At 70.3% G+C, this 13,957-nt stretch carries 9 protein-coding genes; 2 read left to right on the top strand and 7 right to left on the bottom strand.

Features of this window, described 5'->3' with window-relative positions; translation table 11 throughout:
• Nucleotides 1–77 precede the first annotated feature (77 nt).
• Nucleotides 78–827 (bottom strand): flavin reductase family protein, encoded by a 750-nt coding sequence (locus OHA30_RS31345; protein ID WP_328917236.1) that lies wholly within the window; start codon nt 825–827, stop codon nt 78–80.
• Between the two features lie 71 nt (nt 828–898).
• Between OHA30_RS31345 and OHA30_RS31340 the strand changes: the two genes are divergently transcribed.
• Nucleotides 899–2,413 carry an MFS transporter gene (locus tag OHA30_RS31340; RefSeq protein ID WP_328917235.1) on the top strand — a complete coding sequence of 505 codons (1,515 nt, stop codon included), beginning with the start codon at nt 899–901 and terminating at the stop codon, nt 2,411–2,413.
• A 17-nt stretch (nt 2,414–2,430) separates the two neighbouring features.
• Here the strand turns inward: OHA30_RS31340 and OHA30_RS31335 are convergent, their stop codons facing one another.
• The 3 genes from OHA30_RS31335 to OHA30_RS31325 all read right to left on the bottom strand — a co-directional run bounded on the left by OHA30_RS31335 (nt 2,431) and on the right by OHA30_RS31325 (nt 5,355).
• Nucleotides 2,431–2,910 (bottom strand): MarR family winged helix-turn-helix transcriptional regulator, encoded by a 480-nt coding sequence (locus OHA30_RS31335; RefSeq protein WP_328917234.1) that lies wholly within the window; start codon nt 2,908–2,910, stop codon nt 2,431–2,433.
• A 28-nt stretch (nt 2,911–2,938) separates the two neighbouring features.
• Nucleotides 2,939–4,666, bottom strand: a complete 1,728-nt coding sequence (locus OHA30_RS31330; protein WP_328917233.1) for an MFS transporter — start codon at nt 4,664–4,666, stop codon at nt 2,939–2,941.
• A 176-nt stretch (nt 4,667–4,842) separates the two neighbouring features.
• On the bottom strand, nt 4,843–5,355 hold the full coding sequence (locus tag OHA30_RS31325; RefSeq protein WP_328917232.1) for a mycothiol transferase: 513 nt from the start codon (nt 5,353–5,355) through the stop codon (nt 4,843–4,845).
• Between the two features lie 272 nt (nt 5,356–5,627).
• On the opposite strand from OHA30_RS31325, the gene OHA30_RS31320 reads away from it, so the two are divergent.
• Entirely contained in the window at nt 5,628–5,897 is a 270-nt protein-coding gene (locus tag OHA30_RS31320) for a hypothetical protein (RefSeq protein WP_328917231.1), read from the top strand.
• Between the two features lie 112 nt (nt 5,898–6,009).
• On the opposite strand, the gene OHA30_RS31315 is transcribed toward OHA30_RS31320, so the two are convergent.
• From OHA30_RS31315 to OHA30_RS31305, 3 genes are all read right to left on the bottom strand, one after another.
• The gene (locus OHA30_RS31315; protein WP_328917230.1) at nt 6,010–7,467 is read right to left on the bottom strand and encodes a ricin-type beta-trefoil lectin domain protein; all 1,458 of its coding nucleotides are present in this window, start codon (nt 7,465–7,467) and stop codon (nt 6,010–6,012) included.
• Nucleotides 7,468–7,731: 264 nt separating this feature from the next.
• Nucleotides 7,732–12,021, bottom strand: coding sequence for a discoidin domain-containing protein (locus tag OHA30_RS31310; RefSeq protein ID WP_328917229.1), 4,290 nt, complete (start codon nt 12,019–12,021; stop codon nt 7,732–7,734).
• 445 nt (nt 12,022–12,466) lie between these two features.
• The gene (locus OHA30_RS31305) at nt 12,467–13,738 is read right to left on the bottom strand and encodes an FUSC family protein (protein ID WP_328917228.1); all 1,272 of its coding nucleotides are present in this window, start codon (nt 13,736–13,738) and stop codon (nt 12,467–12,469) included.
• Nucleotides 13,739–13,957: the final 219 nt, after the last annotated feature.

Raw genomic sequence — 13,957 nt, 5'->3', positions numbered from 1 at the left:
CTCCTTCGCTGCGTCCTGCGGCCGGGCCCGCGCTGCGGCCCGCGCCCTGCGGTGCTGCTTGCCCCGCCCGCCCATTCTCACGCGTGGGCGCGCCGCGCCAAGGGGGCCTCGCCGCCGGGCGGCGCGGTCTGCGACCTGAAGGTGTGGCCGAGTTCGGCGCCGAGGCCGAAATAGTGCCGGAAGTTGTAGATCAGCGGGTTCCAGCGGGCGGGGTCGAGGTGCTGGGTGCCGGGCACCACGAGGTCCCGGCGGGCGTGCACCCGGACGACCTCGGCCTCGGCGATGAAGAAGTCGCCGGTCAGGTCCGCGCGTATCCCCCTCACCCGGGCCTCCAGTTGCAGCGGGCACTGCGCGACCCTCGGCGGCCGGACGATGTCGGAGGGCTGGGCGGTGAGCCCGGCGGCGCCGAACTTGTCCCGTTCGGTACGGAACGCTGCCCGTTTGGCGGCGGGCACCGGGTCCCGGCCGGTGAGCGGGGCCAGCCGCTCCACGGCCCGCCACTGGTCGGCGGCCGGCAGATTGACGACGACCTCGGGCCGCGCCGCCAGGTTGGCGGCGGTCTGCCCTTCGGCGCCCAGGCCGAGCACGACGGTGCGGCCGAGCGCCCAGGCGGAGGACATCGGCGCGAGATTGGCCGATCCGTCCGCGTTGAGCGTGGACAACAGCACGACGGGGGTGCCGAAGTAGAGAATGCTCGGCGTGACCGTCACATGATCGTCAACGGGCGGGTACGGCCCGGCCGCGGTCCCGGCATCGCCCGGGGCGGCGGCTGCGGCTTCGGCTTCGGCTTCGGCGGTGTCCGCGGACTCGTTCATGACCTCGTTCATGGCCCCGACGCTAGAGCGGTGACGCTTCGGCACCCGCCGAACGGTCCGGGCCCACAGGAGAGGCGGATGCGATGACCAGGGCGGAGCCGCCCGAGGCAGGCGGCGTACGGCTGGCCTCCCCGGCCGGCCGCTGGGTGCTGGCCTGCTCGGTGCTGGGGTCGGGCATAGCGCTGCTCGACGGCACGATCGTCAACATCGCGCTCCCCCGGATCGGCGAGGACCTGGGCGCGTCGCTGGCCGACCTGCAATGGACGGTCAACGGCTATCTGCTCACCCTGGCCGGGCTGATCCTGCTCGGCGGCGGCCTCGGCGACCGCTACGGGCGGCGGCGGATCTTCGTCATCGGCGTGGCCTGGTTCGCGCTGGCGTCCGCGCTGTGCGGGATCGCGCAGGACAGCACGATGCTGATCGCCGCGCGGGCCCTCCAGGGCGTGGGCGGCGCCCTGCTGACGCCGGGGTCGCTCGCGCTGGTGCAGTCGACCTTCCGGCCGGAGGACCGGGCCAAGGCGGTGGGCGCGTGGTCCGGGCTCGGCGGGGTGGCGGGCGCGATCGGGCCGTTCCTGGGCGGTTATCTGGTGGACGGCCCCGGCTGGCGGTGGATCTTCCTGATCAACGTGCCGGTCGCGGTGGTCGTGGTGGCGATCGCCGCCCGGCATGTCCCGGAGAGCCGCGACCGCAACGCCACGGGCCGCTTCGACGTGCGCGGCGCCGCGCTGGCCGCACTCTGCCTGGCCGGCATCACCTACGCGCTGATCACCGCCTCGGGGCACCCCTCGCCCCTGGTCATCGCCGTGCCGGCGCTGGCGGGGCTGGCCTGCGGGGTGGCCTTCTGGCGGACCGAGCGGCGCAGCCGCGCGCCGATGCTGCCGCTGTCGGTGTTCTCCTCGCGGCTGTTCACCGCGATGAACCTGGTGACGCTGTGTCTGTACGCGGCGATCGGCGGGGTGTTCTTCCTGCTGCCGGTGCAATTGCAGATCGCGGCCGGGTACAGCGCGCTGCGGGCGGGGCTCGCGACGCTGCCGGTGACGGTGCTGATACTGCTGCTGTCGGCGTCGGCGGGCTCGCTCGCGCAGCGGATCGGGCCGCGCTGGCCGCTGACGGTGGGTCCGCTGCTGACGGCCGCCGGGCTGATGCTGCTCACCCGGATCTCGCCGGGCTCGTCGTCGTACGTGACCGACGTACTGCCCGCGGTGGTGGTGCAGGGGCTGGGGATGAGCCTGTTCGTGGCGCCGCTGACCGCGACCGTACTGGCCTCGGTGGAGGTCGACCACGCGGGGATCGCCAGCGGCGTCAACAACGCGGCCGCCCGGGTGGCGCAGTTGCTGGTGGTGGCCGCGCTGCCGCTGCTGGTGGGGCTGTCGAACCACGCGTACACCTCGCCGCACGCGGTGAACTCCGCCTTCGGGCGGGCGATGCCGATCTGCGCGGGCCTGTGCGTGGTGGGGGCGGCGCTGGCCGCGCTGCTGGTGCCCTCGGGCGCGCTGCGCGAGGACAGCGAGCACCCGGTGGCCCGCCCGCAGTGCGCGTCGCACTGCGGGGTGCCCTCGCCGCCGCTGGAGCCGGGCGCGCACGAGGCGCCGGGCTGACCCGCCCGGCGCCCGGCTCAGCCGCCGGCGTTCCCGTGGTCGTCGGCCGGCGGCTCGGTGAGCAGCAGTTCGAGTACGGGGAGGGCGGCCAGCAGGGTCTCGCGCTGTTCCTGGGTGAGCCGGGAGGTACGGCGGGTCAGCAGGGCGGAACGCTCCCGGCGGACGGTGTCCAGCAGTTCATGGCCCGCAGGGGCGATGCTGACCAGCAGGGAGCGGCCGTCGGAGGGGTCGGGCACCTTGCGGATCAGCCCGTCGGCGGCCAGCGGGCGCAGGGTGCGGGTCAGTGAGGGGGCGGCGACCTGTTCGAGCGCGGCCAGTTCGCCGAGCCGGATCGGGCCGAACTCCTCGGTCCTGGCCAGCGCGGAGATCTGGGCGAGGGTGAGATCGCGTTCGCCGCCGGACGCCTGGGCCATCTGCCGGTAGAGCCGGGCGACGATCAGCCGCAGGCGGGCGACCGCTTCCGAGGAGAGCGCCCCGCGCGCGTCGTGGTCGGTCATGGCGGGGGCGCCTCCTCGGTCGGCCGGGTCAGCTCCGCCCGGTACCTACCGTGCGGGCCGTGCGGGCGCGGATCAGGGATGCGCCCGCCGCGACCAAGGACATCACGATCGCGAGGGCGAACACCACGACGAGGCCGTCGTGGAAGGGCCCGGAGATCAGATGCGGGAAGAACTCACGGCCGGTCAGCGTGTGCGCGTTGGCCGGCGGGAGCTTGGACAGGGTGTCCGGGCCCAGCATCTCCTGGATCGGGTTGTACCCGAGGAAGGCCGAGAAGAGCGTGCCGACCGGGGGCAGGTTCGCCACCTGGTGGGCGTTGGCGGCCGGTACGCCCTGGGCCATCAGCCCGGAGCTGAGCGTGTTCGGCAGCGATCCGGCGAGGCCGGCCACCATCAGCGAGAAGAAGACACCGATGGACAGCACCATGCCGGCGTTCTGGAAGGTGGCCCGCATGCCGGAGGCGGCGCCGCGGGCCTCGGCCGGCACGCTGGCCATGATGATCGAGGTGTTGGGCGCGGCGAACAGACCGCCGCCGAGGCCGTTGAGGAACACCATGAGCGCGAAGACCCAGTAGCTGAAGTCCGTCGGGATCAGCAGCAGACCGGCGAAGGAGCCGGCCATCACCACGAAGCCGGAGGCCGCGAAGAACCGGGCCCCGTACCGGTCGGAGAGCGCTCCCGCGACGGGTCCCGCGGCGAGGAAGCCGATGGTGAGCGGGAGGAGGTAGATACCGGCCCACAGCGGGGTGTCGGCGTAGTCGTAGCCGTGCAGTGGCAGCCAGATGCCCTGGAGCCAGATGATCAGCATGAACTGGAGGCCGCCGCGGGCGATCGAGCCGAGCAGGGTGGCCGCGTTGCCGCCCGCGAAGGCCGCGTTGCGGAAGAGCTTCAGCGGGAACATCGGTTCGGCGACCCGGGACTCCACGACGCAGAACACGACGAGCAGCGCGACGCCCCCGATCAGCCCGGCGAGCACCCAGGGGTTGGTCCAGCCCATGGTGTGGCCGCCGTAGGGCTGGATGCCGTAGGTGATGCCCGCGAGCAGCGCGGTCAGGCCGACGGCGAAGGTGATGTTGCCCCACCAGTCCATCTTGGCCGGGCGGCGCGTCCCGGTGTCGTGCAGCGAGCGGTAGGCCCAGATGGTGCCGATCAGGCCGATCGGCACGTTGACCCAGAAGATGGAGCGCCAGTTCCACTCGGCGAGCAGACCGCCGAGCACCAGGCCGAGGAAGGAGCCGGCGATACCGGCGACCATGTTGACGCCGAGGGCCATGCCGCGCTGGCGGGCCGGGAAGGCGTCGGTGATGATCGCGGCCGAGTTGGCCATCAGCATGGAGCCGCCGACGGCCTGGGCGACCCGCCAGCCGATCAGCCAGAGCGCTCCGCCGCCGCCGTGCATGGGGTCGACGGAGAGGATCACCGAGGTGACGGTGAAGATCAGGAAGCCCGCGTTGTAGATCTTGACCCGGCCGAGGATGTCGCCGAGGCGGCCGAGGGTGACCACCAGGACCGCGGTGACCAGCATGTAGCCCATGAGCATCCACAGCAGATAGCTGACGTTGCCGGGCTGGAGGGGGTCGAGCCTGATGCCGTTGAAGATCGCCGGCAGCGAGATCAGCACGATCGAGGAGTTGATCGTGGCGATGAGCATGCCGAGCGTGGTGTTGGACAGCGCCACCCACTTGTACCGCGGATGGTCTGCGGCGATACGCGGTGGCTTGCGCCCTATTCGTGTCGTCGCGTCGTCTTCTGTCGCCATGTGGCGGTCCCACCCAAACCGAGAGCAGTTACTTAACTTAGGTTAAGTAACTCTATCATCGGGGTCCGGGAGGGAAGCAGGGCGGCCTCGGGGCTGTAGGGGTGCGCGGAGGCACCCCGCACTCCCCTCCGTACGCCCTCGGCCGCCGCCCGCGCGACGGCGGGTCCCGGCGCGCCTCAGCGGCGGCGCAGCAGCATCCCGCGCAGAAGGGCGGCCTGGCCCGCGTGCTGGAGGTCGTCGGAGATCACGCTGATCAGCCGGACGCCGAGGGTGACCGGCGGGTCCCAGCCCTCGTCGACCACCCGGTTCAGAGCCGTGCCGCGCAGCCCCCGCACCTGGTCGACCGTGCGGGCGTGCACCGCGTCGTGGTAGCCGGTGAGCACGCGGGCGCTCTTCACCCGGACCGCGGCGACCTCGTCCGGGCCGTGGCCGTATCCGGTGGCCCCGTCCGGGAGGGGCAGTCCGAAGCGGTCCGCCCAGCCGCCGGAGGTCCATACCTGCTCACTGCCGGAGGCGTCGGCGAGATGGTCGTCCTGGATCCGGGTGAGGTGCCAGACCAGCCAGGCGACCGAGTTCGCGTCCGGGTCGATCCGCTCGGCCAGCTCGTCGGGGGTCAGTCCCGCGACGGCGCCGTGCACGACCTCCTTGATCCGGTCGAAGGCGTCGGTGAGCAGTTCCGCGCTGTTCATGGCGGCTCCCTGCGGGGTTTATCGGCGCCGCGCCCCGGGCTGTCCGCCGGGTTCCGGCCTGACACGGATCCTTCTTCCCAGGGATGCCCGCAAGGCCGCACACACGGATTCTCTCAGTTCCGCATTCCTTTCTGCCGGACATGCTTTGATTTTTTACTGTTATTACGTCGCTAATTTGCACAAATCCATGGACTCAATGCGCTGGGGCTCGTAGTCTCTGGTCGCTCGGGCGAGACCCCCACCTCACCTACGACCGGCAAGGACGTGACCTCGTGACACCGAATCCGTCCCCTTTCCCCCTGTCCGACCCCGCGCTCGGCGCGGGCGCCGCGACGGCGGCCGGGCTCGGCTGGACCGCCACCCGCGCGGCGCGCCCCGCCGGCGCCGCCGACCTGCCCGCCGCCACCTTCGACCCGGCGGCCGGGAACGCGGCGACGCTGACCTTCGGCCAGGTCAGCACCCGCTGTCTGCGGCTGACCTTCACCGCGAACACCGGCTGGCCGGCCGCGCAGGCGGCCCGGATCGAGGTGTACGCGAGCTGACCGGCGGCCGCCGGCCATGGCACCGGTCCCGGGCGGGTGTGAACGTCCCCGCCCGGGACCGGTCGTATCAAGGGGCCCGCGCCCCGGATCGGAGGCGCGGGCCGGAGGGGCGTCAGGAAGGCAGCGTCCACTGCTGGTTGGTGCCGCCGAAGCAGTCCCAGATCTGCAGCCGGGTGCCGTTGGCCGAGCTAGGTCCCGTGGCGTCCAGGCACCGGCCGGAGCCGGTGTTGACCAGGGTGTTGCCCGAACCCTTCTGCCACTTCTGCGCGTTGGTCCCGTTGCAGTCGTAGAGCTGCACCAGGGAGCCGTTGGCGGTGCCGGCCGAGGCGACGTCCATGCACTTGCCGAGGGCCTTGAGGCTGCCGTCGGTGCCGACCGTCCACTGCTGGGCGTTGGTGCCGTTGCAGTCGTAGAGCTGGACCGCGGTGCCGTTGGCGGAGCTCGCGGCGGCGACGTCCACGCACTTGTTGGCGTAGCCGGAGCGGATCGGGCCGGTCGCGCCGCCGCCGGCGGGCGGCGTGGTGGTGGGCGGCGGAGTGGTGCCGCCGCCGGTGATCGCGTTGAAGATGCTGGAGAACTGCCAGGCGGACTGCGAGGTGCCGCTGCACGAGCTGGAGGCGGAACCGCCGTTGGTCGCGCAGGCCTTGTCGCGGCCGAGCGCCCAGAAGGACAGCTCCTGGATGCCGTTGGCCTTCGCGAAGGTCTCCAGGGCCTGGGCGTTGGCGGTGGAGAAGACCTCGTTGCTGGAGTCGTTGACGCCGATCATCGGCGTGTTGCCCTCCATCGCCCACAGCTGGGCGGAGGACTTGGTGGTCCAGATCTGGCCGAGCTGGGTGTGCAGGGCCTGCGCGGCGCTGATCGCGGCCTGGCCCATGTCCATGGACGGCCCGTAGTCCATCGTCATGATGTTGACGAGATTGACGTTCAGCCCGTGGCTCTTGGCGTTGTTCAGCAGGCTCAGGCCGTTGGACTCCAGGCCGGTCGGGTTGACCGGCAGGGTGTAGTCGATGTCGAGCCGCTTGCCGGCCGCCGCGTACTGCTGCTGGAGGTCGGCGAGGGCGGTGTTGCGGCGGTCGTTGGCCGTGGTGTTGCTGAGCGCGCTGCCCTCGATGTCGAAGTCCAGCCGGGTCAGGTTGAGGCCGTCGATCACCCGCTTGTACTGGGTCTCCAGCGCGGACACCGAGCCGCAGGAGATACCGATCTCGGTGCCGGAGGCGCCGCCGAAGGAGGCGATGACGTCGCCGCCGCCCGCGCGCAGGGTGTTGATGGCCGAGGTCCAGCCGGAGTCGGTGATCGAGGTGTCGCCGTTGAAGGTGGCGTTGCAGCCGCCGCCGTCGATGACGAAGGCGAGGGTGAAGTACTTCAGCCCGGTCGCGTTCTTCACGGTCGTCAGCGCCGACGGCGAGTTCCAGACCTCGGCGTAGGGGGCGGCGTACTGGGCGGGGAAGCCGGGGCCGGCGTTGGCCGCGGCGTGCGCGGTGCCACCGGTGGCCAGCAGGACGCCCGCGGCGAGCGCGGGGGCGAGGGCGGCGGCGAGGAGCGCCTTGGGCCTGAGACGCGGTTTTCTCATGGGGGGTGGCCTTCCGTAGCGGACAAGCCGTACCCACATGTTCATGTGGATGAACAGTGGACGCCGACATGACTGACGGGCGCAACGGTGAAGGTAGGACTAGACCAATGCCGCGTCAACCCCCCGCGTTCATCAACTGAATACAATCCCGGCCGACTCCACTCTCCGGGAGGGCAGCAGGGCGTGCCCGCGTTCGAATGATGAACGCGGGCACGCCCCTGGCACTAGTTCACTGCCGTGCGGTCATGTCCTCCCGGAAGGGGGTCAGTTGTTGACCTTGATGGTGAAGGTGGACGTCGGGTTCTCGATGTCCTTGTAGTTGTCGCTCTCGTGCAGACCGTTGATCGTCACCGAACCGACCGCCGGACCCTGGCCCGCCTCCGGCAGCGGGTTCGCCCACAGTCCGAAGCCGGACTTGGCGTTGTACGCGTCACCGCTCTGGTGGGCGCCGGTGATCGAGATGTTGGTCAGGACGGTGTCCGTGATCGGGTTCTGCGGCTGGCTCCCGACGTAGTTGGTCTGGAACATGATGCCGCTGTAGGTCGGATCGGTGATGTCCACATCGCTGATCCGAATTCCCTGGAACACCTTCGAGGCCGAGAACAGCCAGATACCGGGGAAGGTCTGACCGTTCCAGAAGTGACCGCCCGTTCTGGCCAGCGACACATTCTGGATGTTCGTCGGCACGGTGCCGAAGCCGTTCATCGCGTAACCGAAGTCCAGCGAACTGACGGTGATACCGGCGTAGACGAGCGTGTCGGCCACGTAGATGTTGCGGAAGGTGTTGTCGTACCCGCCGTACACCGCGATGCCCGCCGCGCGCCAGGTCAGCAGCGAGGTCAGGTTCTCGAACAGGTTGTTCTTCTCGTCCGCGCCACCGGCGTCGATGGCGGAGAACAGCGCGAAGCTGTCGTCACCGGTCGCCCGCGACTCGTTGTTGAAGACGTGGTTGTCCGTGGAGCCGTTCGTCATGTTGATGCCGTCGGCGAACGTGTCACGGATACGCGAATTGCTGATGGAGATGCTGTCGGTGTTCGCACCCCAGTACATGCAGACCGTGTGCTCGACCCAGATGTTGTCGATGGTCATGTTGGCCACGTTGGAGAAGTCGAAGACCTTTCCGGGACCGTCGATGCGCGAGGTGTAGTTGCCGAAGAACGCGAATCCGGAGAACGACGTCCCGTTGGCGGTCGCGTCCGCGCGGAATCCGGCGTCCGTGTTGTCCTGGGTCGTCGGCGTGTGGAAGCGGGTGAACCACGGCCCGGCGCCGACCACCTTGATGGCGCGCTGGTAGATCTGGAACTTCTGCGCGGTCTGGTAGTCACCGGCCGGCAGGTAGACACCGAGCTTGGTGGAGTCCTGCCGCGCGGTGTCCAGCGCGTTCTGCACGTCCTGCTGGGTGAACCCGGCCGGCACGACGTACTTCGTCGGGTCCGGGTTCGGGATCTGGGTGGCCTGCTCGGTGTTGATGAAGTCGATCGCGTAGTTGGTGCTGTTCGCCGCGTCCTTCTGCAGCTTGATGGTGCTGCCCGCCGGGACCGTGGTGCCCAGCAGCAGGTTGGCCTCGTCGTAGATGTGCCGCGGGCCGCCGGAGCCGGGCGAGTTGCCCGGGCTGGTCTCGTCGCCGTACAGCCAGGCGTACTTCGACGTCAGGTCGATGGCCTTGAGGAACGTGCCGTTGACGTAGACGTTGAGGTTGGAGGTGATGCCGCCGCCGCCCGACGCGTCCGGGATGGAGTAGCGGACGACCAGCGTGTTGGTGCTGGAGCGCGTGGTGAACGACACGGACTGGCCGGTCGCGTTGAGCGTGACGGCCTTGCGGCCGGACGCCTCACCCGCGATGTCGCCGACGGTCCGGTTCGGGCCGACGACCTGGGCGCCGCCACCGAGCACGCCGTCCTCGGCCTCGTAGGAGTCGTACGGCATGTTGGCGCCGCGGCCCACGAAGAAGGACTGGTTGCTGGTGTTGTTCGCCTGCTTGATCGACAGCTCGTTGGCGTCGACCGCGATCACGGTCTTGACGGTGTACTTACCGTTGACCGCCGTCCAGCTGCCCAGGCTGACCGGGCTGGTGGTGGCCCCGGCCGCGATGGCGCCGCTGTACGAGCCGGTGAGCGTCTTGATGACGCTGCCGGTGGTCGCGTCGGCGAGGGTGAGGGTGATGCCGTGGGCGCCGGAGGCCGAGGCGACCGTGCCCTGGTTCTTGATCGCGACCGAGAAGGTCACGTTGTTGCCCGCCGACGGGTTGCCCGGCGACCAGGCGACCGGCGAGGCCACCAGGTCGGAGGTGTCGACCGGCTTGACGACCAGTGCGGTCGGGCTGGTGTAGCTGTTGTTGGTCTCGTTCTGCTCGACGACCGTGTTGGCCTCGTCGACCTTCGCGGTCAGCTGGTAGCTGCCCGCGTCCTTGGCGCCGATGTTCGCCGACACCGTGGTGCTGGCGCCGGCCGCGAGCGCGCCGACCGCCGTGGTGCCCACCTTGGTGGTGCCGAGGTAGAAGTTGACATTGGTGGCCGTCGACGCGTTGGTGCCGATGTTCTTCACCGTCGCGTTGAGGGTGACCGGGTCGGTCTCGACCGGAGCCGCGGGGGACGCGGTGAGGCTGCTGACGGTCAGGTCCGGGTTGGGACCGGGCACGCCGATCACCTGGAACTCGGCCACCTGGCCGCCGCCCGCTCCGGTGTTCGAGGAGAAGGTCAGCCGCACGTCCGCGACCCGGCCGCTGACCGGGATCGTGACCGAGTTCCCGGAGGACGGGCTGAAGTTGTACGCCGTCGCGGGCGAGAGCGCGGTGAAGGAGGTCGCGCTCTGCTCACGGCCGGAGACCGCGATGGTCTGCGTACGGTTGCCCCACGCGCTGCTCGGGTTGAGCTTGACCACGACCGAGCTGGTGTCCACGTTCGCGCCCAGCGAGACGGTCAGCGTGCTGGGGTTGCCGCTGCCCTCCCAGTAGGTGGTCACGTCGTCGTCGTTGGCGTTGGCCGCCACGAACGTCTGCGTGGAGGAGGAGGCGGTGATCGGCTTGCCGACAGCCTGGTTGGTGCCACCGGTCGGGGTGGTGCCGTTGCGGGTCACCGTGTTGCTGTTGCCCGACTCGTTGCCCGCCGCGTCCTTGGCCCGGACGTAGTAGGAGACGGTCGCGCTGTCGGGCTGGCTGTCCGTGTAGGTGAGGACATTGCCCGCCGTGGTGGCGATCTGGGTGCCGTTGGCGAAGACCTCGTAACCGGTGACGCCGACGTTGTCGCTCGACGCGCTCCAGGTCAGCTTGATCTGACCGGACTGCGGCTGGGTGTAGGCGAGGTTCGCCGGGGCGGTCGGCGCCTGGTTGTCGGTGCTGGTACCGGTACGGGTGACGCTGTTGCTGTTCGCCGACTGGTTGCCGGCCGCGTCCTTGGCCCGTACGTAGTAGGTGACCGTGGCGCTGTCCGGCTGGGTGTCGGTGTACGTCGTCACATTGCCGGCCACCGAGGTGCGCAGGGCGCCGTTGGCGTAGATGTCGTAACCCGTGACGCCGACGTTGTCCGTGGCGGCGTTCCAGGTCAGCTTGATCTGGCCGGACTGAGGCTGGGTGAACGCCAGCGAGGTCGGGGCGGTGGGCGCGGTGACGTCACCGGTGGTCGGGCCGTAGACCTCGAACTCCGAGATCTGGGCGGCGGGCCAGCCGGTGTTGCCGGTGAAGTTCAGCCGGACGTACCGGGTGGTCGTGGAGTTCAGGCTGATGGTCACCGTGTTGCTCGACGCCGGGTTGAAGGAGTACCCGGTCGACGCGACGAGATCGGTGAAGTTCGACCCGTCGGTGCTCCCCTGCACGGACAGCGTCTGGGTACGCGTCGCCCAGTCCGCCGAGCCCGGCAGCTTCAGCACGAGCTTGTTGATGGCGACCGAGGCGCCGAGGTCGACCCGCAGCCACTGCGGGAAGGCGTTGCTCGCGCTCTCCCAGTAGCTGCTCTGGTTGCCGTCGTTGGCGTTCGACGCGGCGTACGGGGACGACGTGCTGCTCGCCGTCAGGGTGCGGCCCTGGGCGAGGTTGTTGCTCGACGCGGTGGCCGCGAAGACCGAGAGCTCGGAGATCTGGGCGGCCGGCCAGCCGGTGTTGGCGGTCACGTTGACCCGCACGTACCGCGCGTTGGAGGCCGGGAAGTCGATCTTGACCGTGTTGCTCGAGGAGGGGTCGAACGAGTAGGTCGCGGAGCTGACCAGCGTGTTGAAGCCGCTGCCGTCCGCGCTCCCCTGCAAGGAGAGCGTCTGGGTGCGGGCACCCCACGAGGCGGGCAGCTTCAGCTGGACCTCGTCGATGCTGGTGCTGCTGCCGAGGTCGACCTGCGCCCACTGCGGCAGGGCGTTGTTGGCGCTCTCCCAGTAGGAGTCCTGGTTGCCGTCGTTGATGTTGCTGACGGGGTTGTTGCCGTTGGTACTGCTTGCCGAGACCGCCTTGCCGGCCGTCAGATTCGGTCCTCCCGCGGCCGATGCGGGGAGAACCTGACTGCCGAGGAAGAGCAGGCTGGTCGCGATCACCCCCGCGATCAGCCGTGGTATGGAGCGCATCGATCTCATAGCGTCCCTCTATGTCGTTGTCGGAGGATCAGGAGACGTACTTCCCGAACAATCTGAAACGTGCGGGTTGAGCCTGCAAAGTTGCGCTCTTCCCATGCAGATCCATCGTCGTTCTGCTCATAATTTGCGCGTGTGTTGGCAGAGTGTTACAGACGCGCTACGGCTGCGTCTACGCCTGGGAACGCATCGATTCATGACCAGGCAAAGGAAGTTGCACCTCGCGCGGTGAAGGCCGCCGGTCAGCCGCCGGGCGGGCGCGGAGGCCGCGCGGGCCAGGGCAAGGGCCGGTTAGGGGTTGCGCGCGGGTGGTACGCGGGAGCGGGCCGGAGCCGGGCGCGGGACCGTATACGGGCCCGGCGGGAAACGCGCGCGAGGCCGTGCCGCGGGGCCGTACACCCGTCCGTACGAGGGTCCCTGCGGGCAGTTCGTACGCCGGCCCCGGCGGTCAGTCGCGGTCGCCCGGCCCCAGGGGCCCGCGGAGGACCGCGCGGACCGGCGCCGAGGTGCGCAGCGCGCTGCTCTGCCCGGCCAGCCGGCGCTTGAGCAGCGCCCACCGCGGGTGACGCTCGATCACCTCGCGCGAGTAGCTGTCCAGCTCCTCCACCAGGCGCTCGGAGCGCTTCTCCACCGCCAGCTCGTCCAGGATCCGGTCGATCTCGGCCAGCAGGGCGCCGTGCAGCTGCCACTGCCGGGGGTGCGCCTGGACCTTGGCGAGCAGCAGATCGGCCGTGCGGTCACGGACCACCCGGCTGTCGGCGAGGGCCCGGGCCAGCCGTTCCTCCGCGTCCTCCGCGTTGGCGGCCACCTGAGTGGTGATCAGCACGGCGAAGTTCTCGACCGCGTTGGCGACGTGGCCGAAAAGCTGCTCCAGCTCACCGGCCACGTCGTCGGGGAAGAGCGATTCCTCGGTCCGCGCCTTGGCGAGGTCGGTGAGCGTACGCGACATCACCCGCAGCACCACCGCGCAGATCTCCAGGGTGTCGAGACCGGTCCGCAGCACGATCCGTGAGAGCGCTCCCTCGCGCACCCGGGGGTTCCAGCGCAGGCTGTCCTCGGCCTGCCGCAGCGAGGCGTCCACCTCGGTGATGTCGTGGTCGAGCCGCCGGGCCTCGTACAGCCGGTCGGCGGCCCGCTCGACCGGGAGATGTCCGGCCACCTCGCCTCCCATGTCGCGGAAGAGGACGCCCATCCGGCGGGAGAGCGTTTCCAGCGAGCCGCCGGCCGACTGCACCCACACCGGTGGCGCGAAAAGGAGGTTGAACAGCAGCCCCACGCCGGCCCCGATCAGGGTCTCGAAGACCCGGTCCCAGGCGGTGTTCGCCACCTGACTGACGCCGAGCACGAGCATCGCGCTGATCGCGACCTCGGGCACGAACTCGCCCACCCTGACCACCCGGCCGACGAGCAGCGCGGTCAGGATGATCAGTCCCAGGCTCCACCAGTTCAGCCCCACCAGGGCGCTGAAGCCGGTGGCGATGAGCACCCCGACCACCACCGAGTTCACCCGGCGGATGCCGGTGATGAAGGTGGAGTAGAGGGTCACCTGCACCACCAGCAGGGCGGTCAGGGGCGCGGTCAGCGGGGCGGGCTGCGGAAGGAGCCAGTGGGCCGCGAGATAGGCGATGACGGCGGCGGCGGTCGACCGCAGGGTCTGGGCGGCGGCCGGCTCGGCGGTCCACCGGACCAGCTTGACCATGGGCTCTGGTACGTCGGGCATGCCGGGCCCTTTCCCGCTCTCGGCGATCTCACCGCTCCCGGCGCCGCGCCGCCGAGTGCCGCGCACCGCGCGTGCCTCGCGCTGCCTGCCGCGCTCCCGTCCTGGCTCAGATTAGGGGCGGTCCGCGCCCGAAGGGCGCCAGGCGCGGCCGGAAACACCCCGGGTGTCGGCGGCCGCCCGCGGGCCCACCGGCGGGCCCGCGGCGAGTGTCAAGATCTT

This window comes from Streptomyces sp. NBC_00223 (genome assembly GCF_036199905.1).
Taxonomy (GTDB): domain Bacteria; phylum Actinomycetota; class Actinomycetes; order Streptomycetales; family Streptomycetaceae; genus Actinacidiphila.
The sequence above is the reverse complement of the archived record's forward strand: the minus strand, read 5'-3'. Positions and strand labels throughout refer to the sequence as shown.

Coding starts and splice junctions, on each gene's coding strand:
- OHA30_RS31345 (WP_328917236.1), bottom strand. CDS start 827: ATGAACGAGGTCATGAACGAGTCCGCGGACACCGCCGAAGCCGAAGCC.
- OHA30_RS31340 (WP_328917235.1), top strand. CDS start 899: ATGACCAGGGCGGAGCCGCCCGAGGCAGGCGGCGTACGGCTGGCCTCC.
- OHA30_RS31335 (WP_328917234.1), bottom strand. CDS start 2,910: ATGACCGACCACGACGCGCGCGGGGCGCTCTCCTCGGAAGCGGTCGCC.
- OHA30_RS31330 (WP_328917233.1), bottom strand. CDS start 4,666: ATGGCGACAGAAGACGACGCGACGACACGAATAGGGCGCAAGCCACCG.
- OHA30_RS31325 (WP_328917232.1), bottom strand. CDS start 5,355: ATGAACAGCGCGGAACTGCTCACCGACGCCTTCGACCGGATCAAGGAG.
- OHA30_RS31315 (WP_328917230.1), bottom strand. CDS start 7,467: ATGAGAAAACCGCGTCTCAGGCCCAAGGCGCTCCTCGCCGCCGCCCTC.
- OHA30_RS31310 (WP_328917229.1), bottom strand. CDS start 12,021: ATGAGATCGATGCGCTCCATACCACGGCTGATCGCGGGGGTGATCGCG.
- OHA30_RS31305 (WP_328917228.1), bottom strand. CDS start 13,738: ATGCCCGACGTACCAGAGCCCATGGTCAAGCTGGTCCGGTGGACCGCC.